Annotated in this window: 23 protein-coding genes; 9 read left to right on the top strand and 14 right to left on the bottom strand. The window is 65.4% G+C overall.

The window, feature by feature from the left end:
- Positions 1-87: 87 nt before the first annotated feature.
- The 3 genes from C8K18_RS00730 to C8K18_RS33160 all read right to left on the bottom strand — a co-directional run bounded on the left by C8K18_RS00730 (position 88) and on the right by C8K18_RS33160 (position 3,160).
- A complete protein-coding gene (locus tag C8K18_RS00730) occupies positions 88-1,500 on the bottom strand; it encodes a GlxA family transcriptional regulator (protein ID WP_108506355.1) in 1,413 nt (470 codons plus the stop codon).
- Positions 1,500-2,789 carry an MFS transporter gene (locus tag C8K18_RS00725; RefSeq protein ID WP_258196039.1) on the bottom strand — a complete coding sequence of 430 codons (1,290 nt, stop codon included), beginning with the start codon at positions 2,787-2,789 and terminating at the stop codon, positions 1,500-1,502. Before C8K18_RS00725 ends, C8K18_RS00730 begins: the two co-directional genes overlap by 1 nt.
- A 233-nt stretch (positions 2,790-3,022) precedes the next feature.
- Entirely contained in the window at positions 3,023-3,160 is a 138-nt protein-coding gene (locus C8K18_RS33160) for a hypothetical protein (RefSeq protein WP_165919783.1), read from the bottom strand.
- 235 nt (positions 3,161-3,395) lie between these two features.
- On the opposite strand from C8K18_RS33160, the gene C8K18_RS00720 reads away from it, so the two are divergent.
- Complete coding sequence (locus tag C8K18_RS00720) at positions 3,396-4,109, top strand: helix-turn-helix transcriptional regulator (RefSeq protein WP_029967826.1); 714 nt, start codon at positions 3,396-3,398, stop codon at positions 4,107-4,109.
- Positions 4,110-4,329: 220 nt separating this feature from the next.
- Positions 4,330-7,050, top strand: a complete 2,721-nt coding sequence (locus C8K18_RS00715; RefSeq protein WP_107706422.1) for a DUF6600 domain-containing protein — start codon at positions 4,330-4,332, stop codon at positions 7,048-7,050.
- Positions 7,051-7,147: 97 nt separating this feature from the next.
- Here the strand turns inward: C8K18_RS00715 and C8K18_RS00710 are convergent, their stop codons facing one another.
- Both C8K18_RS00710 and C8K18_RS00705 read right to left on the bottom strand, forming a co-directional pair.
- The gene (locus C8K18_RS00710) at positions 7,148-8,119 is read right to left on the bottom strand and encodes a thymidylate synthase (RefSeq protein WP_053858576.1); all 972 of its coding nucleotides are present in this window, start codon (positions 8,117-8,119) and stop codon (positions 7,148-7,150) included.
- 299 nt (positions 8,120-8,418) lie between these two features.
- Positions 8,419-9,813, bottom strand: coding sequence for a sigma-54 dependent transcriptional regulator (locus C8K18_RS00705; RefSeq protein WP_006052841.1), 1,395 nt, complete (start codon positions 9,811-9,813; stop codon positions 8,419-8,421).
- A gap of 783 nt (positions 9,814-10,596) precedes the next feature.
- Here C8K18_RS00705 and C8K18_RS00695 point away from each other — a divergent pair.
- Complete coding sequence (locus C8K18_RS00695) at positions 10,597-11,097, top strand: dihydrofolate reductase (protein WP_006052840.1); 501 nt, start codon at positions 10,597-10,599, stop codon at positions 11,095-11,097.
- A gap of 141 nt (positions 11,098-11,238) precedes the next feature.
- Here C8K18_RS00695 and pmbA read toward each other — a convergent pair whose 3' ends face one another.
- Positions 11,239-12,609 carry a metalloprotease PmbA gene (gene pmbA, locus C8K18_RS00690; protein ID WP_053858577.1) on the bottom strand — a complete coding sequence of 457 codons (1,371 nt, stop codon included), beginning with the start codon at positions 12,607-12,609 and terminating at the stop codon, positions 11,239-11,241.
- Positions 12,610-12,853: 244 nt separating this feature from the next.
- On the opposite strand from pmbA, the gene yjgA reads away from it, so the two are divergent.
- Both yjgA and mog read left to right on the top strand, forming a co-directional pair.
- Positions 12,854-13,471, top strand: coding sequence for a ribosome biogenesis factor YjgA (yjgA, locus tag C8K18_RS00685; protein WP_029967852.1), 618 nt, complete (start codon positions 12,854-12,856; stop codon positions 13,469-13,471).
- Positions 13,452-14,108: a molybdopterin adenylyltransferase gene (gene mog / locus C8K18_RS00680; RefSeq protein ID WP_107706420.1), complete on the top strand. Its 657-nt coding sequence runs from the start codon at positions 13,452-13,454 to the stop codon at positions 14,106-14,108. The genes yjgA and mog overlap by 20 nt, the downstream gene beginning before the upstream one ends.
- Before the next feature lie 23 nt (positions 14,109-14,131).
- On the opposite strand, the gene orn is transcribed toward mog, so the two are convergent.
- The gene (orn, locus tag C8K18_RS00675; RefSeq protein ID WP_029967855.1) at positions 14,132-14,743 is read right to left on the bottom strand and encodes an oligoribonuclease; all 612 of its coding nucleotides are present in this window, start codon (positions 14,741-14,743) and stop codon (positions 14,132-14,134) included.
- Between the two features lie 154 nt (positions 14,744-14,897).
- Between orn and C8K18_RS00670 the strand changes: the two genes are divergently transcribed.
- From C8K18_RS00670 to C8K18_RS00660, 3 genes are read left to right on the top strand one after another with little or no spacing between them, the layout of a single operon-like run.
- Positions 14,898-16,157, top strand: a complete 1,260-nt coding sequence (locus C8K18_RS00670) for a M48 family metallopeptidase (protein ID WP_053858580.1) — start codon at positions 14,898-14,900, stop codon at positions 16,155-16,157.
- Entirely contained in the window at positions 16,154-17,137 is a 984-nt protein-coding gene (gene rsgA / locus C8K18_RS00665) for a ribosome small subunit-dependent GTPase A (RefSeq protein WP_107706419.1), read from the top strand. Before C8K18_RS00670 ends, rsgA begins: the two co-directional genes overlap by 4 nt.
- A gap of 1 nt (position 17,138) precedes the next feature.
- The gene (locus C8K18_RS00660) at positions 17,139-17,459 is read left to right on the top strand and encodes a putative signal transducing protein (RefSeq protein ID WP_006052833.1); all 321 of its coding nucleotides are present in this window, start codon (positions 17,139-17,141) and stop codon (positions 17,457-17,459) included.
- 83 nt (positions 17,460-17,542) lie between these two features.
- On the opposite strand, the gene C8K18_RS00655 is transcribed toward C8K18_RS00660, so the two are convergent.
- The 7 genes from C8K18_RS00655 to rpsP all read right to left on the bottom strand — a co-directional run bounded on the left by C8K18_RS00655 (position 17,543) and on the right by rpsP (position 21,891).
- Entirely contained in the window at positions 17,543-18,481 is a 939-nt protein-coding gene (locus C8K18_RS00655; RefSeq protein WP_006052832.1) for a CobD/CbiB family protein, read from the bottom strand.
- A gap of 113 nt (positions 18,482-18,594) precedes the next feature.
- The gene (locus tag C8K18_RS00650; RefSeq protein ID WP_107706418.1) at positions 18,595-19,314 is read right to left on the bottom strand and encodes a CoA pyrophosphatase; all 720 of its coding nucleotides are present in this window, start codon (positions 19,312-19,314) and stop codon (positions 18,595-18,597) included.
- A gap of 92 nt (positions 19,315-19,406) precedes the next feature.
- Positions 19,407-19,793, bottom strand: a complete 387-nt coding sequence (rplS, locus tag C8K18_RS00645; protein ID WP_029967865.1) for a 50S ribosomal protein L19 — start codon at positions 19,791-19,793, stop codon at positions 19,407-19,409.
- Between the two features lie 146 nt (positions 19,794-19,939).
- The gene (trmD, locus tag C8K18_RS00640; protein ID WP_107706417.1) at positions 19,940-20,707 is read right to left on the bottom strand and encodes a tRNA (guanosine(37)-N1)-methyltransferase TrmD; all 768 of its coding nucleotides are present in this window, start codon (positions 20,705-20,707) and stop codon (positions 19,940-19,942) included.
- 38 nt (positions 20,708-20,745) lie between these two features.
- Positions 20,746-21,504 (bottom strand): ribosome maturation factor RimM, encoded by a 759-nt coding sequence (rimM, locus tag C8K18_RS00635; protein WP_107706416.1) that lies wholly within the window; start codon positions 21,502-21,504, stop codon positions 20,746-20,748.
- Entirely contained in the window at positions 21,497-21,625 is a 129-nt protein-coding gene (locus tag C8K18_RS33535; RefSeq protein ID WP_258196038.1) for a hypothetical protein, read from the bottom strand. The genes rimM and C8K18_RS33535 overlap by 8 nt, the downstream gene beginning before the upstream one ends.
- A gap of 11 nt (positions 21,626-21,636) precedes the next feature.
- The gene (rpsP, locus tag C8K18_RS00630) at positions 21,637-21,891 is read right to left on the bottom strand and encodes a 30S ribosomal protein S16 (protein WP_006050280.1); all 255 of its coding nucleotides are present in this window, start codon (positions 21,889-21,891) and stop codon (positions 21,637-21,639) included.
- A 171-nt stretch (positions 21,892-22,062) separates the two neighbouring features.
- Here rpsP and C8K18_RS00625 point away from each other — a divergent pair, with 171 nt between their 5' ends.
- The gene (locus C8K18_RS00625) at positions 22,063-23,250 is read left to right on the top strand and encodes a PQQ-dependent sugar dehydrogenase (RefSeq protein ID WP_375135803.1); all 1,188 of its coding nucleotides are present in this window, start codon (positions 22,063-22,065) and stop codon (positions 23,248-23,250) included.
- Positions 23,251-23,334 lie beyond the last annotated feature (84 nt).

Below are 23,334 nucleotides of genomic sequence, written 5' to 3'. Positions count from 1 at the left end.
AGCGGCAACACGCCGAAGCGCCGCGGCGACGCGTGGCGCGGATTTCCACGATTCGATGCAGCGGGTTCTCCGCGCGCGCGTGGCCGCTCAGCGCGTTGCGAGGCGCGCGCTGTCCGCGGCAATCGCCCCGCTCGCCGCCGACGACGGCGCTGCTGCCGCCGACATGAACCGCTCGCGATAATCGAGCGGCAGCACGCCGAAGCGCCGCACGAACGCGCGCCGCAAGTTCTGCTCGCTGCCGAAGCCGCAGTCGAGCGCGATCCGCTTAAGCGGCCGACGTGATTCCGCGAGCGCCCGCGAAGCCGCTTCGAGACGCAGCGCCGACACGGTTTTCGCCGGCGTGCGCCCCACTTCGTCGACGTAGCGGCGCGCGAAAGTCCGCGGCGTCATCCGCGCGCGCTCGGCGAGCCGCTCGACCGTCAAATCGTCACGCAGATGCGCGGCCATCCAGCTATGCAACGCGTCGAACGGCCCGCCCGCCGATGCCTGCGCCGCCAGCGCCGCGCTGAACTGCGACTGGCCGCCCGGCCGCTTCATGAACACGACGAGGCGCCGTGCGGCCTGCATCGCGACTGCGTGGCCGAGGTCTTCGTCGATCAGCGCAAGCGCGAGATCGATGCCTGCGGTCACGCCTGCCGAGGTCCAGACCACGCTCTCGCGCGGGCCTGTGCTGCTGTGTTCGTGTGACCGCGCGCCCGACCCCGCGTCGCGGATGAAAATCGGATCGGCGTCGACGTGCACATTGGGATAACGGCGCGCGAGATGCGCGGCCTCGCGCCAGTGTGTGGTCGCGCACCGGCCGTCGAGCAGGCCCGCCGCCGCCAGGTAGAACGCACCGGTGCACACGGAGCAGATGCGGCGGGCGCGCGGCGCATTGCGCCTGATCCACGCGACGAGTTCGGGTTGCAGCGTGCAGTGCTCATCGATGGGAACGCCGGGGACGATCAGTGTGTCGATCGGCTGGGCGTCGAGCGAGTCAAGCCGTTCGGTCACGACCGGCAAGCCAGGAAAGGTCTGAAGGACGCCGCCGTCGATCGATGCAACCGTCGTGCGGTATGCGACGGGGCGGGAGTGCGGCGAGTGGGGCACGGGCGAGGCGCCGCTGGTGTTGCCGTTGGTGTTGCCGTTGCCGTTGCCGTTGCCGTTGCCGTTGCCGTTGCCGCTGCCGCTGCCGCTGCCGTTGCCGTTGCCGTTGCCGTTGCCGTTGCCGTTGCCGTTGCCGTTGCCGTTGCCGTTGCCGTTGCCGTTGCCGTTGCCGTTGCCGTTGCCGTTGCCGTTGCCGGAGCCGGAGCCGGAGCCGGAGCCAGAACCAGAGCCAGAACCAGAGCCAGAACCAGAGCCGGAGCCAGTGCCGAAGCCAGTGCCAGCACCAGCGCCCCTACCATCCCCCCTCCCCGCGGCCATAGTCAGTTCCGCGCGCCAGAACGCTTCGAGCGGACCGCACGCGTCGAGCAACACGAGATCGGGCGCGACGGCGAACACGATATGACGCGCGCTCATCACGCGACTCCCGACGCCGCGCGGCGCTTCAACGAGCGCGCGTAAGCCAGCGTCGCAAGCGCCGCCACGCCGAGGAGCGGAAAGATCGCCGCATTTATCGCCGCCCAGCCGAAGCGCGCCAGCAATTGCCCGGCGAACAGCGAGCCGAGCGCGGAACACGCGAACGTCGTGAATTCGCTGGTGGCCTGCGTCCTCGCGCGCTCCGACGGCCGGTACGATTGCGCGAGCAGCGTCGAGCCGCCGACGAACATGAAGTTCCAGCCGACGCCCAGACACGCGAGCGCGGCGTAGAAATGCGGGAGATCGGTCGAACGCAACGCGAACACGCCGCACAACGCCGACAGCGCGATGCCCGCGCCGATCACCGGCAGCACGCCGAAGCGCCGGATCAGCCGCGCGGAGAACAGCGACGGCGCGAACATGCCGACCAGATGCCACTGGATGATCGCAGCGCCGTCGCCGATGCTGTGCCCGCACGCGACCGCGGCGATCGGCGTCGCGGTCATCACGAACATCATCACGGCATAGCCGAGCGCGTTGTTCGCGAGCGCCGCCGCGAAGATCGGCTGCCGCACGATCTCGCGCAGGGGCCGCGCGGCGTCGTCGGAAGTGGCCGCGGCGGGCGCAGGCGCCATGTCGCGGTACAGCAGCATCAGCAGGACGATCGACGCGAGCCCGAGTCCGGTCACGAGCGCATACGAGCCCGCGAACGCGACCGGCGCGAGCCAGTCCTTGCTCCACGCGGCGAGCAGCGGACCGCACACGGCCGCGACGACGCCGCCCGTGAGCACCGTCGAGATCGCGCGGCTTTTGCCTTCGAGTCCGACTGCGTCGGCAGCGGCGAGCCGGTAGTACTGCGCGAACGCCTGAAACACGCCGACGGTCGCCGTGCCCGCGCAGAACGCCCAGAAGTCGTGATGGAAGATCGCCCACACGGACACCGCGCCGCCCAGCGCGCCGACGCCCGCGCCGAGTACGAAGCCCGCGCGACGGCCGATGCGCGCCATCAGGAACGAAGCGAAGACGGTCGTCAGCGCGGCCGCGACCGTGATCAACGAGAACGGCAGTGTGGCGAGCGCCTTGTCGTCGGCGAGCGTGTAGCCGACGAGCCCGGTCAGCGTCAGATCGATCGATACCGACGATGTGTACAGCGCCTGGCAAACGGCCAGCACGCGCGCGGCGCGGCGGCCGTGGGGATCGGGGCCGCGCAGATCGGCGGCGTGGTCGGAGAAGGTTGAAGCGGTGCTGGGGGCGGAGGCGGAAGCGGAAGCAGAAGCGGCTGGCGGCATAGGTCGGTTCCGGCGGCGGAGAGTGATCGCGGCGGCTCTGAGCGCACCGTCGCGGCGGTCGCTGTTCAAGCCATCGCGGCTTCCGTGGTCCAAGTGGGCCAGGTGCCTCGAGTGGCCTGAGTGGCTCGAGTGGCGAAAACCGCATCGTCACATGCTCGCGCGTGGCAGTCATGACAATGATGCATCACTTTCTGCCATTCGGGACCGTTTAACCAGACCGTGCGGCCGTTCCGTTACTTACGAAAAGTGATGCCTTCGTCGATCGTGCCGTACATGGTGACGCTGCCGGTGCCCGCGCCCGACGTCGAACCGCCCTGCGCGCAAGCGCCCAGCAACACGATCGACGCCACTAAGGCCAAAACCATTTTCATGACTGCGTTCCTTCGAAAGACAGGCGTCGATTCTAGCTTGGCAGTAGAAGCGCACGCATGAACGCACAGGCAAGCGCCGAGCACGGTCCGTCCGCAGACGGGCCGGGTTTTCGTAGCTGCTGCATTCGACGGTTCACGCTAAGCTGAAACATCGAATGCATGCGCCGCGTAGAGTGGCCACATGACGCGTTGCGCGACCCGCGCATCGCCCGAAAGACCGAACACGGAGCGCCCCATGCCCGCCATCCTCGCAGACGAACACAACCATTTTCCAGGCCTCAGCCGGATCGGCGCGCTGCTGGCCGACCCCGGCCGCGCGGCCATGCTGTGGGCACTGATGGACGGCAGCGCCCGCCCCGCCGGCGAACTCACGATGATCGCCGGGCTGTCGCCGTCGGCGGCCAGCGCGCATCTCGCGCGTCTCACCGACGGCGGCCTGCTCGCGCTCGAGGTGCGCGGCCGGCATCGCTATTTCCGGATTGCATCGGCGGATATCGCGGCCTCCATCGAAGCGCTGGCCAACGTCGCGCAAGTCAGCGCGCCGCAGCGCCCCGCGCCGCGTCCGGTGCGCACGGTGCCGACCGACATGCGCTACGCGCGCACCTGCTACGACCACATGGCGGGCGAACTGTCGGTGCGGGTGTTCGAGCGGCTCGTCGGCCGCGGACTGCTGAGCCTGCAAGGGACGTCGCTCGAAGCCACGTCCGACGGCGCGGCCCGCTTCGCCGACTGGGGCATCGACGTGTCGGCGCAGCGCAGCCGTCGACGCCGCTTCGCCTGCACATGCCCGGACTGGAGCGAGCGGCGCCCGCACCTCGGCGGCGCGCTCGGCGCGGCATTGCTGGATTCGTGGGCGGCGCGCGGCTGGGTCGAACGGACCGAGCGGCCGCGCATTTTGCGGATCACGCCGGCAGGTCATCGGCATTTCGACGCGTTTCTCGCGGAGTGAGCGGCGGGCAGGCGGAACGCCGAAGCGTTGACTCCGGAGCGGCTCGGCGTTCAGTCCGGGTTGCCGCGCCAAACGCAGCCGAGCCCGCCTCCACGCCTCGATCGAGACCTTTTGTTACCGCTGGTGAGACGGCCTTACAAAAGTGGGGGCCTTGAAACATAGGGCGCGGGTAGAGTGGTTCACGGATGCTGCATGTGCATCGTCCGTCGGAGAACGAATCATGAAAACCACGACGCCGCGCGAACCGTCGAGACATCGGACACTCGGCTACACGTTGCTCGCCACCGCCGCCTTCCTGTTCGCGACGCAATGCGCGCTCGCGCAGCAAGCCGCTCCCGCGCCGCAAGGCGTCGCGACGCAGGACGCCGATCCGCCGGGGCGCGTCGCGCGTCTCAACTACATGGCCGGGACCGTCACGACAGAGCCCGCCGGCGCCGCCGACTGGTCGTACGCCCAGATCAATCGGCCGCTCACCACCGGCGATCAGTTGTGGAATGACCGGAACGCACGCTCCGAGCTGCATATCGGCTCCACGGCCGTGCGTCTGGGCGAGTCCACCAGTCTCGATCTGCTCAATCTCGACGACAACAGCGCGCAGTTGAAAGTCGCGCAAGGTACTTTGTCGGCGCGCGTGCGCGAATTGCCGCCGGGCTCGTCGTATGAAATCGACACGCCGAATCTCGCACTCGGACTGAACGGCGCGGGCGACTACCGCGTGGACGTCGCGCCCGACGGCAGCAGCACCACCGTCACCGTGCGCAGCGGCAGCGCGACGGCGTATGGCGACGGCGCTCAGGTGCCGATCGCCGCCGGCCAGCAGTTGCGCTTTGCCGGCACCAATCTGCAGGCGCTCGCCGACAACGGCGCGCCGGGCGCCGACGCGTTCGACCAATGGGCCGCGAGCCGCGACGCCGCGGAAGACCGCTCGGTATCGGCGCGGTATGTATCGCGGGAAATTCCGGGTTATCAGGACCTCGACGCCAACGGCACGTGGCGCAGCAGTCCGCAATACGGCGAAGTCTGGGTGCCGCGCGCGACGCCCGCAGGCTGGGCGCCCTATCACGACGGCCACTGGGTATGGCAGGCGCCGTGGGGCTGGACATGGGTCGACGACGCGCCGTGGGGTTTCGCGCCCTACCACTACGGCCGCTGGGCTTATGTCGACGATTCGTGGGCGTGGGTGCCGGGCCCTGTCGTGGTCAACGCGCCGCCGGTCTATGCGCCGGCGCTGGTGGCGTTCGTCGGTGGCGGCGGCGGCGGGGTCGACTGGGGCGTGAATCTGGCGATCGGCGGCGCGATGGCTGCGGGCGTCGCGTGGTTCCCGCTGGGCCCCGGTGAACGATGGCACCCGCAATGGGGCGGCCGCGACAACTGGAGCCCGCGCTACTACGAACGCGTCAATCGCACGACGGTGGTCAACAGCTACAACCACACCAACATCACCAACATCACCAACGTCCACAACACGTACATCAACTATCGGGCGCCGCGGGCCGTGACCGCCGTGCCCGCGACGGCTTTCGTTCACGGACAGCCGGTCGGACGGTTCGCGCAGAAGGTCGACCCGGCGCAGTGGCGCAACGCGCGGATCAACCCCGGCGCTCCGGGCATCGCGCCGGTGCGCGAGAGCTTCGGGCCCGGCCAGCGCAACGCGAAATACCGTCCGCCGGCGGGCGTCATCGGGCGTCCGGTGATGGCGACGCGCAGTCCGTCGCTGCCGCCCGCGTACCACGACGGCCTCGCGCAGCGTTTTGCGCAAAGCGGCGCGCGCGTGCCTGGCGCGGGGCAGCCGATCGTGCGGACGTCGGTGCCGGCGCACTTTGCGGGCACGCCTGGTTCTTCACCGATGCAGAACGTCCGGGTCGTGCAGTCGCATCTTCCCGGACGAATGCCTGGGGCGGCGGCAGGTGCGCCGGCTCCTGAGCCGGGGCTCGGCGGCCGGCCCGCACCGGGCGCTGCTGATCGCGGGGACCAGGCGGGGCGCCGCCCCGGCGAGGCGCCTAGCGCAGGCGAACCGCCGTATGCAGCGATGCAGCAGGCGCGGCCCGGCATGCCGGCAGTGGTGAACGGTCAGCCGGCTGGCGCGACGGGCGCCGCGTTCAACGGCGTGCCGCGTCCGCCGCGTGAGAACGGCGGCACCGCCGCCGGGTTTGCGCGGTCACAAGACGCGGGGCGGCAAGCCGGAGCCGATGGTCGTCAGCAGCCTGTCTGGACTCAGCCGCATGTGCCGATGGGTCAGCAAGCGCAGCAGAGTTCGCAGCGCGGTGTTGAGGGATCGCAGGGGCCAACGGGCGGCGTCGCTCAGCAAGGTCGCGGTGACGTGGATGCCGCGGGGCGGCAAGGCCGTGTGCCTCGTCCGGTGCAGAATCCGGCCTTGGGACAGCAGACGCGGATCGGGCAAGGTCAAAGTCAGGGGCTGCGGCAGGATGCGCAGCCGGCGCAGGGCGACGAACGCGCGCAGGCGCTCGGACGGCCGCAGCAGGTTCAGGAGCAGCCGCGTCAGGGGGTTCAGGCGCAGGCTGGTGGCGAAGTGCGCGCGCAACCGCGGGGTCAAGAGCCGCCTCGGCAGGAGTTTCGTCAGCAGCAGGCACAGCCGGGGGCTGAGCCGCAGCGTCAGCCGCAGGCGCAACAGCAGCCGCGTTCCGCACTCAATCCGCAGCAGATGCAGCCGCGCCCCGAACCGCGCCCTCAGCCGCAAGCGCAACAGCAGCCGCGCCCTGAGTTCCATCCACAGCAAATCCAGCCGCGTCCAGAACCACGCCCTCAGCCGCAGGCGCAGCAACAACCGCGCCCCGAGTTTCATCCGCAGCAAGCGCAGCCACGCCCAGAACCGCGTTCTCAGCCGCAAGCGCAGCAACAACCGCGTCCGCAGCCGCAACCACAACCGCCGCACGGCGAGCAGCGGTCGGGCGGTGGCCACGACGAGCATCACCGAGGCTAAGCGCTCTCTGCTTTTCCAAACCGCAACCGTTCATCGACATAAAAAAGCCCCCGCGATTCACATCGCAGGGGCTTTACCCTTCTCCGTACAGCGCCGCTTAAACCGCCATCGGCGCCGTCAGCGGCTCGTGATGCCGATAGCCGACTAGCGAAAAGTCCGACGGTTCGATCTTCTCGAGCCATTCCGGCTCGTACACGCCGGTCTTCGCGTAGTCCGGCACGCGGTCGGAGATCGCGAGCGTCGGGCTTTCATACGGCTCGCGCTTGAGCTGCTCCTGCAGCATGGCAAGCTGATTCTCGTAGATGTGCGCGTCGCCGATAAAGTACGTGAACCAGCGCGGCGTATAGCCCGTCAGGCGGCCGACCAGATGCAGCAACGCCGCGCCCTCGGTCAGATTGAACGGCGTGCCGAGCCCGACATCGTTGCTGCGGATGTACAGGCACAGCGAAATCTCCTTGCGCGCGACGTTCGGCAGGAACTGATAAAGCAGATGACACGCGGGCAACGCGATCTGGTCCAGCACGGCCGGGTTCCACGCATGAAACAGAATCCGCCGGTCCGACGGGTTCTGCATGATCGTGTCGAGACACTGGCGCAATTGATCGATTGCCTTGTACAGCAGCACCTTGCGGCTGCCGTTTTCATCGAACTCCGTGACCACTTGAAAGCCGCGCGCGGTCGCGTCCGCAAGCTGCGCGCTCGCCGCGGCGTCCAGCACCTTGTACGCCGGCCATTGACGCCATTGCACGCCGTAGACATCGCCGAGATCGTCGGGCCCCTCGCGATACGGGTTGGCCAGCCACTGCGGGTTCTGGTTCGCGTTGGCGTCCCACACCTTGCAGCCGAGATCGCGGAAATCCGCCGCGCTGCGCGACGCGCGCAGGAAACCCACCAGTTCGCCCACGGCCGACTTGAACGCGAGTTTCTTCGTCGTGACCGCCGGGAAACCTTGCTGGAGATCGAAGCGCAACATGGCGCCCGGCATGCTGATCGTGCGAATGCCGGTGCGGTTCTCCTGCCACGAGCCAGTATCGAGAATCGTGCGGACGAGGTCCAGGTATTGTTTCATGCGGGTTCCTTCGACGCGGCGCAGGCCGGCGCACGCTACAGCCGGCGTGCCGCGAGATTGAGCGGAAAACCCGATTTTACCAAGCGCGGCGACATGGCGCCGCCGCTGCGATGCGACAGAGGGGAACTGAGGAGAAGTGATGGGAACAGACGGAACCAGGATCGGGGCGAGGCGAGGCGAACGCGCGCAACGCCAACACTCACGCGCGCAAACCCCGGAAGTCGCCGCCGCGGCACAACTCAGCACCCGCGGCGGCGCTCATTCACAAACGCAACGCCCGATAACGCCCGCCCCTCAGCTCAGAGATGCGGCACCGATGCCGGCAACGTACCGTTCGGCGCCGAAAGCGGCTCGCTTTCCATATGACGCATGCCGTGCGAGCAGAGCAGCCGGTATAGCGTGACGCGCGAAATACCGAGCTCCTGCGCGGCATCGCCAAGACGCCCGCGATGCCGCAACAGCGCGAGTTCGATAGCCTGACGCTCAGCGGCTTCGCGCGCTTGCGCGAGCGACACCGGCACGATCTCGACGTACTCGGCCAATTCCAGATCGCGCGCCGTGATCGCGCGTCCTTCGGACATCACAATGGCTCGCCGCACCCGGTTGATCAGCTCGCGCACGTTGCCCGGCCAGCCGTAGTTGTGCAAAGCCGCGATCGCGTCGGGTGCAAAGCCGCGCAGCCGCCGGCTTGCGTCTTTCTTGAAACGTTCCAGCATGTGACGCGCGAGCAGTTCAATATCCTTGCCGCGCGCGCGCAGCGGCGGCTCGTCGATTTGCAGCACGCACAGCCGATGGTAAAGGTCCGAGCGGAAGCGGCCTTCGATCATGGCCGCCGTCATGTCGACGTGCGTGGCGGAAATGATCCGCACGTCGACGTCGATCGCGCTATGACCGCCCAGCCGCTCGACCTTGCGCTCCTGCAGGAAGCGCAACAGGCTCGCCTGGCTTTCGAGCGGCAAGTCGCCGATTTCGTCGAGAAACAGCGTGCCGCCGTTGGCCGCTTCAACGCGGCCGATCTTGCGCTGATTCGCGCCCGTGAACGCGCCGCGCTCGTAGCCGAATAGTTCGGACTGCAGCAGATGCGGCGGGATCGCGCCGCAGTTGATCGGCACGAACGGCGCATTGCGCCGCGACGAACGCTCGTGAATCGCGACCGCCGTGAGTTCCTTGCCGGTGCCCGATTCGCCGGAGATAAAAACCGGCGCGTCGGTCATCGCAACTTTGCGGATGGAACGGAACAGCGCGAGCATCGCGTCGCACGAGCCGACCATTTCGCCTTCGGCGCCTTGCGATCCGTCGTTCGAAGCCGGTTCGCCGAGCGAAATCATGCCGTATGCATGGCCGACGGAATCGACGATCCGGTCGCCGGAATACGGCACGGTCACATAGTCGAAACAATAATCGCGCACGAGGCGGCGCAGCGCCGCGTCCTGGAGTTGGCCAGGCATGGTCGCGGCGACCCAGCCGACGTTCGGCATGGTCAGGCAGGATTCGAAAGCGGCGATTTCATGCGGCTGGAAATGACTGGACAGATCAAGCAGGCCACCCGCTGCCGAACCGGCGCGTACGGCCCGGCGCGCGTCGCGCGCCGATCCCACCACTTCCACATGCCAGCCACGCTGGTGAAAGCGGGTGTTCAGTTCCGCGCTTGGCTCTCGCGAAACGTAAATCAGTTGCCGCGTTGCGGGTTCCATTATTCAGATCCTCTCGTCAACGAACGTTAAGGATGATGCACGCACCTGAACCGCAATTCAGACACGCTGGCACATTCGGGATTCGCAAATAGCAAAAACCGAACGGCCATTCCATTCCGTGCGGACAGCTGATCCCCAGAAAGCGGCGTGTGTGTTTGAGACGGCCCGTTAGCGGGCTTTTTTAAATTTGAAGCTCTTTCCGAGAGCTTACTATACGCGCGCCGCTTGGAAAACAATTATGCGAATTTAATCCGGCTGCCCTTGTCCAGCAAGGCGCGCGCGGGGATAAATAAGTAATCAACTTACGAATAACCAATTGTGGGAAGCGGTTCTCTCATGCATAGCGCTGGAGGTAGTTCATACCGCTGCAATTAACAGTTAATAGGTATTTTCTTCTCGCCGTTTCAGACCTGCAACGTTTACAGCCGATTCCTTTTATCGGATTGCGCGAGCAAGAAGTTGCAACCCGACCCACCAAGGGATTGCGCCCGGTGGCACGTGTTTCGCTAATTGCCTGCATCTGGAGAGTCATTATGCGAACACTTCGGTTGCGCGTCCGTCGGGCACGGATTGCAACGCATGCGGTACTTTGTCGGACGATCACGATGCCGATTCCGCGGATCGGGACTCGCGGCGCGCCACGACCGGCGCGTGCGAAAAGCGCGCGCGTGACCTTGTGGGACGAGGTCGCTCCGCCGCTACCGTTGCCGCTGCCGGCTCCGTCGGCGGCCGCGGCGCTTCGCTCAGGTAGAATCGATCCGATTACGTTCCCCCTTCCATTCGATGACGACGCTCACCCTGATCGTCGCTCGCGCCAATAACGGCGTGATCGGCCGCGACAACCAGTTGCCCTGGCGACTTCCCGAAGACCTCGCGTTTTTCAAGCGCACGACGATGGGCGCGCCCATCATCATGGGCCGCAAGACGCATGAGTCGATCGGCAGGCCGCTGCCGGGACGCCGCAACATCGTCGTGACGCGCGATGCCACGCGACGTTTCCAGGGCTGCGACGCCGCGACGACGCTCGGCGAAGCGCTGAAGCTCGCGGCACAGGACCAGGCGCCGGAAGCGTTTCTGATCGGCGGCGCGCAGTTGTATGTGGAAGGGCTGCGTCTCGCGGACAAGCTGATCGTCACCGAGATCTCGGCCGATTTCCAGGGCGACGCGACGTTCCCCGCCGTCGACCCGGACGAATGGGAAGAAGTCGCGCACGAAACGCATCGCGCGCATGCGCCGAACGATTTCGACTATGCGTTCGTGACGTATAAGCGCAAAAGCCGCTGAGGCCGCGGCCTCATGAAGCACCGACTCGCGCCATGAAGCGAGCCATGAAGCGCGCCGTCAAAAGCAAAACGCCACGCAAGCCAGGCGTGGCGTTTTCGTTTGCGGCGCCCGTAGCGAGCGCCGCCTCAACAGTGAAACCGCTTACTGCCCCGCGATCGTCATCCGCTCGATCAGCACCGAGCCGGTCTGCTTGGTGCCTCGCGTGATGGTATCCGCGCCGATCGCGACGATATGGCGGAACATCTCCTGCAGCGTGCTCGCGACGGTGATCTCCTCGACCGGATACTGAATCTTGCCGTTCTCGACCCAGAAGCCCGACGCGCCGCGCGAATAGTCGCCCGTCACATAGTTCACGCCCTGCCCCATCAGTTCAGTCAGCAAAAGGCCGGTGCCGAGCTTGCGCAGCATCTCCTCGAAGTCGTCCTCGGGACGCGTGCTCGAACTCTGCAGCGACAGGTTATGCGAGCCGCCGGCGTTGCCGGTGGTCTGCATGCCGAGCTTGCGCGCGGAGTAAGTGGACAGGAAATAGCCTTCGACGACGCCGTCCTTCACGACCGAGCGCTGCCGCGTGCGCACGCCTTCCTCGTCGAACGGCGCGCTGCCCATCGCGCGCGGCACATGCGGATCTTCGACGATCTGCACATGCGGGGCGAACACCGGCTTGCCGAGACTGTCGACGAGAAACGTCGTCTTGCGGTACAGCGCGCCGCCGCTCGTCGCCTGCACGAACGCGCCGAGCAGACCGGCGGCGAGCGGCGCCTCGAACAGCACCGGCACCTTGCGCGTATCCAGGCCGCGCGCGCCGATGCGCGCGAGCGCCCGCTGCGCCGCGTAACGGCCGACCGCTTCTGGATCGGCAAGCTGTTCAGCGCTGCGCGTGGACGTGTACCAGTCGTCGCGCTGCATGTTGCGGCCGCTGCCGGCAATCGGCGCGCACGCAATGTAATGCCGCGAGTACGGATAGCCCGCAAGAAAGCCGCGCGACGTGGCGAGCACGAACTGCGAGTGCTGCGCCGACACGCTCGCGCCTTCCGAGTTCTTGATCTGCGGATCGGTCGCGAACGCGGCGTCTTCCGCGCGACGGGCGATTTCCACCGCTTCGTCGGCGGACAGATTCCACGGGTGATAGAGATCGAGATCGCGCGGCTCCGTTTCGAGCAGCTCGGCTTCCGCGAGGCCCGCGCAATCGTCTTCGGCCGTGAAGCGTGCGATGTTGTACGCCGCCGCGACCGTGTCCTTCAGCGCTTGCGACGAAAAATCGGAGGTGCTCGCGTTGCCGCGCTTGTTGCCGATGAACACCGTCACGCCGACCATCTTGTCGCGGTTGTGCTCGATCGTTTCGACTTCGCCGCGCCGCACGGAGACGGACAGGCCGTCGCCTTCGGAAATTTCGGTCGCCGCGTCGGTACCGCCGAGCGACTTCGCGTGACGAAGGATGTCCGAGGCGATTTCCTTCAGTTCATCCTGGGTATGCGGAAAAAAGCGCTGCTTGACGTCCATGTCTGCTGCCATTGTCGTTGCCGTCCTTTTGGGGCCGAGCGGCCCGGGTGTTCGCCCATGCGTGTTCGCGTACCGCGCGATTGCTTGCGCCGAATCTGCGCATGACGGGCGCATGAGCATCGTTGAAGCATCCCGCGATCATAGCAAGCTAAGCGCTCGCGCACCTGGCATTCGCAGCGCGGTTTTTCGCAGCGCGCGCGCCGCTCTATACGGCGCGGCGGCGGGTTTGCGGGGCCCGGCACGCTACAATATCGGCATGACACGCAAAACCCGCATTCAACCCATCGAATCCGCCGAGCCGGAAGTCGACGAGAACGGCTACGACCGTCCGAGCAAGTCCCAGTTGAAGCGCGAAATGCACGCGCTGCAGGAGCTGGGCGAGGCGCTGATCGCGCTGCCGAAAGACGCGCTCAAGCGCATGCCGATGCCCGAAAAGCTCGACGACGCCGTGCGCGAGGCGCGCCGCATCACCGACCACGAAGGCAAGCGCCGTCAGCTTCAGTACGTCGGCCGCGTGATGCGCTCGCTGCTCGACGACGAAACCGCCGCGCTGCGCACCGCGCTCGACACCTATAACGGCGTCAACAAGGCGGAAACGGCCAAGCTGCACTGGATCGAGCGCACTCGCGACAAGCTGCTCGCCGACGACGCCGCGCTGACCGAATTCATCCGCCAGCATCCGAACGCCGATCCGCAGCAAGGCCGCACGCTGATTCGCAATGCGCGCAAGGAAGCGCAGCAGAACAAGCCGCCGCGCTATTTCCGCGAGCTGTTCCAGTGGATCAAGAACGCGGACGGCCCCGCCGCCGCGACCGATTCCGCTGCCGACGACGCTGACGCCGAGGAAGACGACGATGACGACCGCGACGCCTGACTCGCCCAGCAATCACAAGCTCGAGCGCAATCATCCGGACGAGATCCTGATCGGCCTCGTGTCGATCAGCGACCGCGCGTCCACCGGCGTGTACGAGGACAAGGGCATCCCGGCGCTGCAGGAATGGCTCGGCGCGGCCTTGAGTTCGCCGTGGCAGGTCGTCACGCGCCTGATTCAGGACGACGCGCCGACCATTTCGGCCACGCTCACGGAGCTCGTCGATGAAGTCGGCTGCGACCTCGTGCTGACCACGGGCGGCACCGGTCCGTCGCGGCGCGACGTGACGCCCGAGGCGACGCTTGCCGTCGCTACCAAGGAAATGCCGGGATTCGGCGAGCAGATGCGGCAGATCGGCCTGAATTTCGTGCCGACCGCGATCCTGTCGCGCCAGGTCGCGGTGATCCGCGAAACGGCGGACCACGCGGCGCTGATCGTCAATCTGCCGGGCCAGCCGAAGTCGATCAAGGAAACGCTGGAAGGCTTGCGCGATGCAGAAGGCGCGGTGAAGGTGCCGGGCATTTTCGCCGCGGTGCCGTACTGCATCGACCTGATCGGCGGGCCGTATGTCGAGACCAACGCCGAGGTCGTGAAAGCGTTCCGGCCGAAGAACGCGGTGCGCGCGCCGAGGCCGGCCTGACTTATTTCACGCCCGCTCGCCGGTTATTCGGCGTTCATCGAGGCGTCGGGCGCCGGCGGAATGAGGAAGTGTTCGCGGTAGTACTTCAGTTCGTCGATCGACTCGTGGATGTCGGCCAGCGCCGTGTGCATCGCGCGCTTCTGGAAACCCTTGTAGATCGCGGGCTGCCAGCGGCGGCAGAGTTCCTTCAGCGTGCTCACGTCCAGATTGCGGTAGTGGAAGAACGTCTCGAGCTCGGGCATCCAGCGCGCCATGAAGCGGCGGTCCTGGCAGATCGAGTTGCCGCACATCGGCGATTTGCCGGGCGGCACGTACTGCGCGAGAAATGCGCGGATCTGTTCGGTGGCCTCGATTTCGCTGACGGTGGACGCCTTCACACGGTCGATCAACCCGGAACGACCATGCGTGTTCTGATTCCACTGGTCCATTTTGGCGAGCGTCTCGTCGCTCTGATGAATCGCGAGAACCGGACCTTCGGCCATTCTGTCCAGCGTCGAATTCGTGACCACCACGGCGATTTCGATGATGCGGTCGGAGTCCGGATCGAGCCCGGTCATTTCCATGTCCAGCCAGACGAGGTTCATGTCGCTGCGCACGAGCGGCACTGGTGCAGGGGATTGGAGGATGTCAGTCATGAAGGCAACCTTGACGGCCCGGCCGCGAGCTTGGTGAAAGCCCGGACGCCGCGGCGATCGTTCGTGTGAAATGGTTATGGATGGTTTAAGCCGGCCCCCGCTGCGACGCGGGAAGAAACATATAATTCTCGCATAGATACCACGGAATCCACGGATGCCTACCCTGTACTTCACCGTCCTGTTCGTCGTCGCCGTCGTGGCGATGGTCGGCACCAAGCTGTGGCTCGCGTCGCGGCAAATCCGCTTCGTCGCGCGCCATCGCGAGCAGGTGCCGAGCCAGTTTGCCGGCACCATCGCGCTCACCGCGCACCAGCGCGCCGCCGACTACACCGTCGAGCGCACGCGTCTCACGATGATCGAGATCGTCGTCGGCGCGGCGGTGCTGATCGGCCTCACGCTGCTCGGCGGCGTGCAGGCGCTCGATCTGGCGATCACCGACTGGCTCGGCCGCGGCTATATCGGCCAGATTGCACTCGTCGCGGCAGTGATCGCGATCACCAGCGCGATCGATCTGCCATTCGACTACTACCGTCAGTTCGTGATCGAGCAACGCTTCGGCTTTAACCGGATGAGCAAGCGGATTTTCGTCGTCGACCGTCTGAAGGGCGTGCTGCTCGGCGCCGCGTTCGGCCTGCCGCTGCTCTTCGTCGTGCTGTGGCTGATGAACCAGGCGGGCAGCTTCTGGTGGCTGTGGACGTGGATCGTCTGGGTCGTCTTTCAGATGCTCGTGCTGGTGCTGTATCCGTCGTTTATCGCGCCGCTTTTCAACAAGTTCGAACCGCTCAAGGACGAAGCGCTGAAAAGCCGCATCGAAGCGCTGATGAAGCGTTGCGGCTTCGCAGCCAAGGGCCTCTTCGTGATGGACGGCAGCCGCCGTTCCGCGCACGGCAATGCGTACTTCACGGGCTTCGGCGCGGCCAAGCGCATCGTGTTCTTCGACACGCTGCTCGCGCGCCTGTCGGGCAGCGAGATCGAGGCCGTGCTCGCGCACGAGCTCGGCCATTTCAAGCGTCGTCACGTGATCAAGCGGATGCTGGTCACGTTCGCGATCAGCCTCGCGATGCTCGCGCTGCTCGGCTGGCTCACGCAGCAGGTCTGGTTCTATGAAGGACTGGGCGTGAGGCCGTCGCTCATCGGCGGCAATAGCGGTCTTGCGCTCGTGCTGTTCTTCCTCGCGCTGCCGGTGTTCGTATTCTTCGTGACGCCGCTTGGCAGCCTGACTTCGCGCAAACACGAGTTCGAGGCCGACGCGTTCGCCGCCACGCAAACGGACGCGCAAGACCTCGTCAACGCGCTCGTCAAGCTGTACGAAGACAATGCGTCCACGTTGACGCCCGATCCGCTCTACACCGCGTTCTATTACTCGCATCCGCCGGCGTCGCAGCGGATCGACCGACTGTTGCGGCACGCATGAGCGGCCGCTCTCCGAAAGCGCCGCGCGCAACGTCCAGCACGCGCGTAGGCGGCCTCGTGGTGGCCGCGCATGGCCGCCACTATCTGGTCGCGCCCGAAGACGGCGGCGCGCTGCTGCAATGCTTCCCGCGCGGCAAGCGCAGTGAGGTCGCGGTGGGCGATCGCGTGATCTACGAGCCGACGTCCGCGGACCAGGGCGTGATCGTCGAAATCGGCGAGCGGCGCAATCTGCTGTATCGCTCGGATCAGTACAAGTCGAAGCTCTTCGCTGCGAACCTCGACCAGTTGCTGATCGTGCTCGCGACCGAACCGCACTTCAGCGAAGACCTGCTCGGGCGCGCGCTCGTCGCCGCCGAGGCCAACGAACTCAAGCCGCTGATCGTGCTGAACAAGATCGACGTGACCGATTCGCTCGAAGGCGCCCGCAAACGGCTCGAGCCCTATCGTGCACTCGGCTATACGGTCCTGGAAGTGTCGATCAAGACGCAACCCGACGACGCCCGCGCGACGTTGATCGACCATTTGCACCGCCACTCGACGCTTTTGCTCGGCCAGTCGGGCATGGGCAAATCGACGCTCGTGAATCTGCTGATTCCCAACGCGGAAGTTGCCACTCGCGAGATTTCGACTGCGTTGAACAGCGGGCGCCATACGACGACGTTCACGCGGCTTTATCCGTTGCCCGGCGCGCTGCCGGGTGATGGAGGGAACGGCGGGAATGGAGGGAACGGCGGGAACGGTGCGCTGATCGACTCGCCTGGCTTCCAGGAATTCGGCCTGCATCATTTGACCGAGGGCCGGCTCGAGCGCGCATTTCCGGAGTTCCGGCCTCTCTTGCCTAACTGCCGCTTCTACAATTGTCATCACTTGCACGAGCCGGGCTGCGCGATCCTCGAAGCAGTCGCGGACGGCCGCATCCGTCGCGAACGGCATGCGCTGTACGCGCAACTCGTGCATGAAGCCAGCCAGATCGTGCGCTGACATGAAGCTGATGCGCGCGCCGAATCTCATCATCGGACAGCATTGGATCAATGTGCTGGCGGCGGCCGGCATCGCGTGCGAGCTGCATAACCGCTATCTGAACGGCGCGCTCGGCGACATTCCCGCGGATCAGTGCGCGCCCGAGTTGTGGCTCGTGGACGATCGCGACGAGGCCGTGGCGCGACGTCTGATCGATGCGGCGTCGCGAGGTCCGGCCGCAGGTGCGCCCGGCTGGCAATGCCGGCAATGCGGCGAAAAGCTCGAAGCGCAGTTCACCGTGTGCTGGCAGTGCGGGACGGCGCGCGATCCTTTGGATGGGTGAACGGGTCTGGCGCGGGCTGCGAGATCGAGGTCGAAAAAAAAACGGGCAATCGCCCGTTTTTTACGCACATCACTTGTGTTGCTTCAAGCCAGCCACACGGCGATGGTGAGCATCAGCAACAGAATCATCCACAGCACGACCGCGCGCCAGACGAGTCCGACCGCCGATTGCAACGTGCGCGGCGTGCAGTCGTCACCGACCTGCATCGGACCGCCGTCGCCGGTAGCGAGTGCATCAAGACTCGACGGCTCGGCAAGCGGCCCGCTCAGACGCGCGCCAAGCGCTCCGCTGCCCGCGGCGAGCAGCACGCCGTCGTTCGCATCCGGCCACTGGCGCGCGTGGTTGCGCCACGCGTAAATCGCATCTTCGAAATTGCCGACAATGGCAAAGCCGAGCGACGTGAGCCGCGCCGGAATCCAGTCGATCACGAAGAACGCGCGCTGCGCGAAGCTCGAAAACGCGACGGTACGATCGTCCACCGGCCGCGCCCACGTGCGCGACAGATACTCGGCGATCCGATACAGCACAGCGCCCGCCGGCCCAACGGGAATCAGAAACCAGAAGAACACGCCGAAAACATGGCGATGCGACGCGACTACCGCGTGAATCAGCGTATGACGCACGATCTCGCTGACCGGCATGTCGAGCGTGTCGAGGCCCGTCCATTCGTTGAGAATTTCGCGCGCGCGCGGCACGTCGTCGTTATTGAGCGCGAGATGGATGTCGGTAAAGTAATGGCTGAACTGGCGGAAGCCGAGCGTGAAGTACAGCACCGCGACGTTCCACAGGAATGCCAGCACGAAGTGAATGTTGTACAGAACGTAGTAGACGAGCGCGACGGCCAGCGTCCACGGCACCACGACGACGAGCCATGCAAGCAGACCATGCTTGGGCTTGCCCGCATCGAATCCGTGCGCCGCCGACTCCGCATGGTATTGAAGCAGCGCGGATACCGGATTGTTCGGCGACAGTGCGCGCACCTGTTCAATGATCAGAGCCAGCAATACGGAAAAAAAAGTCATGCGATGCGCCGTGCTTTTCGAGTTTTACGATTGGTTCATAACGATAGCACAGGGTCGGATGCCACTGAGCGGGACGTTGCCAAACACCCAACGTCCGCACATAAGAACACCCGTCAAGCCGCCAGAAAGCGATAGAAATTGCGCAGCATCGCCGCTGTCGCGCCCCAGATGAAGTAGTGGCTACCCGTTCCGCTGACGCCTTGTTCGGCTGCTTCGAGCGATGCGCCGCGCGGGTACGGCATCGCGAAGAAGCGGCGCTCGCCGCCTTCGTAGCGGAAGACGCGTTCTTCGTGATGCGCCGGGTTCATCAGGAACGGGAGCGGCACTTCGAATACCTCCGCGACCTCGAGCGCGTCCGCTTTCAACGCGAAAGGCGGGTGCACCAGGCCGATTACAGGCGTGACGCGAAACCCGGTGCCCGTCAGATAGTCGGGCAACGCGCCGAGCACCTCGACGCGCGAAGGCGCGAGGCCGACTTCCTCTTGCGCTTCACGCAAGGCGGTCGCGGTGGCGTCGGCATCGAAAGGCTCCTGACGTCCGCCCGGAAAGCTGACTTGACCGGCATGGTCGTTGAGATGATCGGCGCGCTGCGTCAGCAACACCGTGAGTCCATTCGCGCGGATCACGAGCGGCACCAGCACGGAGGCGACACGCGGGTCGGCGTGAATGTCGCGCCACGGCGCCTCGATAATCGGCTCGGGTGTCCAGGAAAGATGCTGCTTGAAGCGCGCTCGAAGGCCATCGGGCGTAAGACGCTCCGCGGCGACTGGCGGCAAGTGGGCGCCCGTTGCCTCGATGGGCAGGGCTTCAGGTTCAAAGACGGGGCGGATCAACGGATCTCTCGAATGAGCGGATGGACGCGATGCCGCTATTTTGACCTGGCAAACAAAAAAGCACCCGCGAGGGGTGCTTTTTCTTACAGCAGTTACGCTTGCGAAGCAGCGCGGTCTTTCGAGACCAGCTTTTCCTTGATTCGAGCCGACTTGCCCGAACGCTCGCGCAGGTAGTACAGCTTTGCACGACGCACATCGCCACGACGCTTGACGACGATGCTAGCCAGCAGCGGCGAGTACGTCTGGAACGTACGCTCGACGCCTTCGCCCGACGAAATCTTGCGGACGATGAACGACGAATTCAGACCACGGTTACGCTTGGCGATGACGACGCCTTCGTAAGCCTGGACACGCTTACGCGTACCTTCAACCACGTTCACGCTGACAATCACCGTATCGCCGGGAGCGAATTCGGGAATGGTCTTCTCGCCGAGGGCGCGCGCGATTTCTTCCTGCTCGAGTTTTGCAATCAGATTCATCACTGACTCCTAAGTCCATCTTGTCGGCGTTCGTACCTGCCTTGCATCGATATGCGCGGCTACGGCCCCGATAGAGGATGGGTTCACATCAGGCGCCGAACACGCATGTGCGGCGCCGCCTGGTGTCCGCTCGAAAGGCCGGGGCTTTACGCCTTCGGCTCTTCCTTCGCGAGACTTGCAAGCCATGCCTCGTCGGCACGGCTCAACATCTTGTTCTTTCTGGCCTTGACGATCAAATCGGGCCGCTTGTGCCACGTATTGCGCAAGGCTTCCCGCCGACGCCACGCTTCGATCTCCGCATGATGGCCGCCGAGCAGCACATCGGGCACACGCACGCCGTGGTATTCCTCAGGCCGCGTGTAGTGCGGACAATCGAGCAGCACATCGACAAAACTGTCCTGTACCGCCGACTGCGAATCGTTGAGCACGCCGGGCAACTGGCGCACGACTGCATCCATCAACGCCATGGCGGGCAACTCGCCGCCCGACAGCACGAAGTCGCCGAGACTGATTTCTTCGTCGACAACCCGGTCGAGCAAACGCTGGTCGATCGCCTCGTAGCGACCGCACAGCAGAATCAAACCAGGCTGGGCGGCGAACTTCATCACACGTTCGTGATTCAGCGTGGCGCCTTGCGGCGACATCATCACGACACGCGGGGCGCCGATGCCCTGCTCCGCCTGCGCAGCCTTCGCTGCACCGATCGCGTCTTCAAGCGGCTTGGCCAGCATGACCATGCCGGGGCCGCCGCCGTACGGGCGATCGTCGATTGTGCGGTAGTTGTCCGTGGTGAAATCACGCGGATTCCACGTACGCAACCCATAGCGCTGCTGCTTTGCTGCCCGGCTGGTAATGCCCCAGTCGGTCAGCGCGCGAAACATTTCGGGAAAGAGCGTGACGACATCGAACTGCATCGCTCTCTCCGTTGTAGCGAACTCGATTTGCTGAACTATCAATAGTCGGCTTCCCAGTCGACGATGATCTGCTTCGCCGTCTGGTCCACCGTTTTGACAAACACGCCGACGAACGGGATCAAGCGCTCGGCCGTGCCCGGCTTGCCGGTTTTGTCGGCCGCTGCGTATTCGATGCGCAGCACCGAATGCGCACCGTTGTCGATCATGTCTGCAACCTTGCCCAGGTTGACGCCGGCAAGGTTCACCACGTCCAGGCCGAGCAGGTCGACCCAGTAGAATTCGTCGGCTTCAAGCGCCGGAAATTCGCTGCGGCTCACATAGACGCGCGAGCCGCGCAGCGCCAGCGCCGCGTCGCGGTCAGCGACGCCGCCCAGAAGGGCCACGACACTGTCGCTATGCGTTTTGGCTTGCAGCGACGGCGCCGACTGGCGCTCGCGGCCTTTCATGAGCCACCAGCGCTTAGCGCTCAGCAAAGCGTCGCCGCCATGCCCGGCGTCCGCATGCGCGGCCACCTTGACCCAGCCTTTGAGGCCGTAAGCGTCGACGACTGCACCGACTTCGACCGCGTCGGCCGGCCAACTCTCCGCCGTTTCCGCGCGCATTGCTGCTGCCTCGGAACCGGCGTTTTCAACATTGGCTTTCGCCTTGCCGCCGGCCCGCTCGCCCGACTTGCGGACGAATGCACCGAACGGCGCCTGAGCAGGCGTCTTTGCGCGCGGGCTCGCCTCTTTAGCGGGCTGTGTAGCCGCTTCCGCTGCCTTTACGCGACCTGAACTGCCGGAATCACGCTCAGACATGACGGGACCTCAGATTGAGCCTTGCTGCGAACTTCGACGCCTGTTTCGGCAAAACATTTTGCGCATCGGACTGCTCACGCGGGTCGCGCGAGCCGCCGGCCAAACCGACGACGATACGCATGCGAGCTACCATTAAGCAGCCGGCTGCGCCTTTTGCGCTTCTTTCACGAGACGCTCGACGGTCGGCGACAGTTGTGCGCCAACGCCTTGCCAATACGTCAGGCGATCTTGAGCGATACGCAGCGATTCGCCCTTCGTAGCGACCGGGTTGTAGAAGCCAACGCGCTCGATGAAGCGGCCGTCACGACGGTTACGCGAGTCGGTTGCGACGATGTTGTAGAACGGGCGCTTCTTGGAGCCGCCACGAGCCAAGCGGATGATGACCATACTAGAATCCTTGAAAACCGGGGTTCGGAACGACTGAAACACGCGATTATAGCGGGAAACCGACGCCATAACAAACACTTACCCGGATAAACTGAGCAATCGGGGTGCGCCGCCCCGACAGCGCGGGCGCGCAAGCTGGCGCAAACACATGGAGGACCTGACGGAATGCCTGTGAAATCTCTGCTGCAAACCGCGCTGTTTCGCATCCTTTCCGCCCGCCGGCCTGCATCCGTTTGCCGTCCGCGCGGTTTTCGTGGTTTCCGCGGTTTTGGCAGCGCGGTGGGCGCGTTGCTGGCCGTCGTCGCGTGCAGCGCCCTGGCCGCGCCGCCTGTGGAGCGCATCAAACTGCCGCCGGGCTTTCATATCGAAGTCTTGTCGGACGCAGTACCGAGCGCACGCGCGATGGCTTTGTCGCCAAAGGACATTCTCTATATAGGCAGCCTCGACGGCCACGTCTATGCGCTCGAACTGCAAGGTGCGCGAGTCGCCGCCCGACATATCGTGGCCACGGGTCTCGAGGCCCCCGTCGGCGTCGCCTGGCACGACGGCGCGTTGTACGTTTCGGCGGTGTCGCGAATTTTACGCTTCGATTCGATCGACACGCGCCTGAGCGCGCCGCCGCAGCCGGCGGTCGTTACGGACAAATTGCCAGCCGAGACTCATCACGGGGCGAAATTCATTGCTTTCGGCCCGGACGGCAAGCTTTACGTCCCGCAAGGCGCACCCTGCAACGTCTGCCTGAAAGATCGCGACCGCTACGCGATGATCGGCCGCATGGACCCCGACGGCAGCCATTACGAGGTGGTCGCGCGCGGCATACGCGACTCTGTCGGCTTCGCATGGCATCCGGCGACGCACGAACTCTGGTTCACCGACAACGGCCGCGATCTGCTAGGCGACGACGTACCCGACGACGAACTCAACCGCGCCCCGCGCGCCGGTCTCGATTTCGGCTTTCCGTACTGTCACGCCGACGCGGTAGCCGACCCGCAATTCGGCGCGGGCCATCCGTGCAGCGCATTCACGCCACCGGTCGTCAAATTGGGCGCGCATGTCGCCGCGCTCGGCATGCGCTTTTATAGCGGCTCGATGTTCCCGGCCGACTACCGCCACAACATTTTCATTGCCGAGCACGGTTCCTGGAACCGCAGTAAGAAGTCCGGCTACCGCGTAGTAAGAGTCGTGACGGAGCCGGACGGCAGCCACGTGCGGCAGGAGGTTTTCGCCGAGGGATGGCTTCAGCCGGGAGAAACCGTGTGGGGCCGCCCCGCCGACGTGTTGCCGCTGCCAGACGGGTCGCTGCTGATCAGCGACGACTACGCCGGCGCCATTTACCGCGTCACGTACTCGGTGCCTTGAGCGGCTACCCTGGCGCCGGGCGGCTCGGGGCTTGTGGTCGCGGTCCGGGACGTCACGCGGACGGATGTGCCCGGGGCAGGCTAA

Origin of the sequence: Paraburkholderia sp. GV068 (assembly GCF_003058125.1) — a bacterium.
GTDB classification, from domain to species: Bacteria; Pseudomonadota; Gammaproteobacteria; order Burkholderiales; family Burkholderiaceae; genus Paraburkholderia; species Paraburkholderia graminis.
Note: the sequence above shows the minus strand (reverse complement) of the source record. Positions and strands in the feature narration are given on the sequence as shown.

Bases quoted from the DNA above. Each gene is read 5' to 3' on its own strand.
- trmD (WP_107706417.1), bottom strand. From the start codon at position 20,707: ATGCAGTTCGATGTCGTCACGCTCTTTCCCGAAATGTTTCGCGCGCTG.
- rimM (WP_107706416.1), bottom strand. From the start codon at position 21,504: ATGTCTGAGCGTGATTCCGGCAGTTCAGGTCGCGTAAAGGCAGCGGAA.
- C8K18_RS00715 (WP_107706422.1), top strand. From the start codon at position 4,330: ATGAAAACCACGACGCCGCGCGAACCGTCGAGACATCGGACACTCGGC.
- C8K18_RS00660 (WP_006052833.1), top strand. From the start codon at position 17,139: ATGAAGCTGATGCGCGCGCCGAATCTCATCATCGGACAGCATTGGATC.
- C8K18_RS00710 (WP_053858576.1), bottom strand. From the start codon at position 8,119: ATGAAACAATACCTGGACCTCGTCCGCACGATTCTCGATACTGGCTCG.
- mog (WP_107706420.1), top strand. From the start codon at position 13,452: ATGACGACCGCGACGCCTGACTCGCCCAGCAATCACAAGCTCGAGCGC.
- C8K18_RS00725 (WP_258196039.1), bottom strand. From the start codon at position 2,789: ATGCCGCCAGCCGCTTCTGCTTCCGCTTCCGCCTCCGCCCCCAGCACC.
- C8K18_RS00695 (WP_006052840.1), top strand. From the start codon at position 10,597: ATGACGACGCTCACCCTGATCGTCGCTCGCGCCAATAACGGCGTGATC.
- C8K18_RS00705 (WP_006052841.1), bottom strand. From the start codon at position 9,813: ATGGAACCCGCAACGCGGCAACTGATTTACGTTTCGCGAGAGCCAAGC.
- yjgA (WP_029967852.1), top strand. From the start codon at position 12,854: ATGACACGCAAAACCCGCATTCAACCCATCGAATCCGCCGAGCCGGAA.
- C8K18_RS00730 (WP_108506355.1), bottom strand. From the start codon at position 1,500: ATGAGCGCGCGTCATATCGTGTTCGCCGTCGCGCCCGATCTCGTGTTG.
- rsgA (WP_107706419.1), top strand. From the start codon at position 16,154: ATGAGCGGCCGCTCTCCGAAAGCGCCGCGCGCAACGTCCAGCACGCGC.
- rplS (WP_029967865.1), bottom strand. From the start codon at position 19,793: ATGAATCTGATTGCAAAACTCGAGCAGGAAGAAATCGCGCGCGCCCTC.
- C8K18_RS00670 (WP_053858580.1), top strand. From the start codon at position 14,898: ATGCCTACCCTGTACTTCACCGTCCTGTTCGTCGTCGCCGTCGTGGCG.
- C8K18_RS33535 (WP_258196038.1), bottom strand. From the start codon at position 21,625: ATGCGTATCGTCGTCGGTTTGGCCGGCGGCTCGCGCGACCCGCGTGAG.
- orn (WP_029967855.1), bottom strand. From the start codon at position 14,743: ATGACTGACATCCTCCAATCCCCTGCACCAGTGCCGCTCGTGCGCAGC.
- C8K18_RS00655 (WP_006052832.1), bottom strand. From the start codon at position 18,481: ATGACTTTTTTTTCCGTATTGCTGGCTCTGATCATTGAACAGGTGCGC.
- C8K18_RS33160 (WP_165919783.1), bottom strand. From the start codon at position 3,160: ATGAAAATGGTTTTGGCCTTAGTGGCGTCGATCGTGTTGCTGGGCGCT.
- rpsP (WP_006050280.1), bottom strand. From the start codon at position 21,891: ATGGTCATCATCCGCTTGGCTCGTGGCGGCTCCAAGAAGCGCCCGTTC.
- C8K18_RS00720 (WP_029967826.1), top strand. From the start codon at position 3,396: ATGCCCGCCATCCTCGCAGACGAACACAACCATTTTCCAGGCCTCAGC.
- pmbA (WP_053858577.1), bottom strand. From the start codon at position 12,609: ATGGCAGCAGACATGGACGTCAAGCAGCGCTTTTTTCCGCATACCCAG.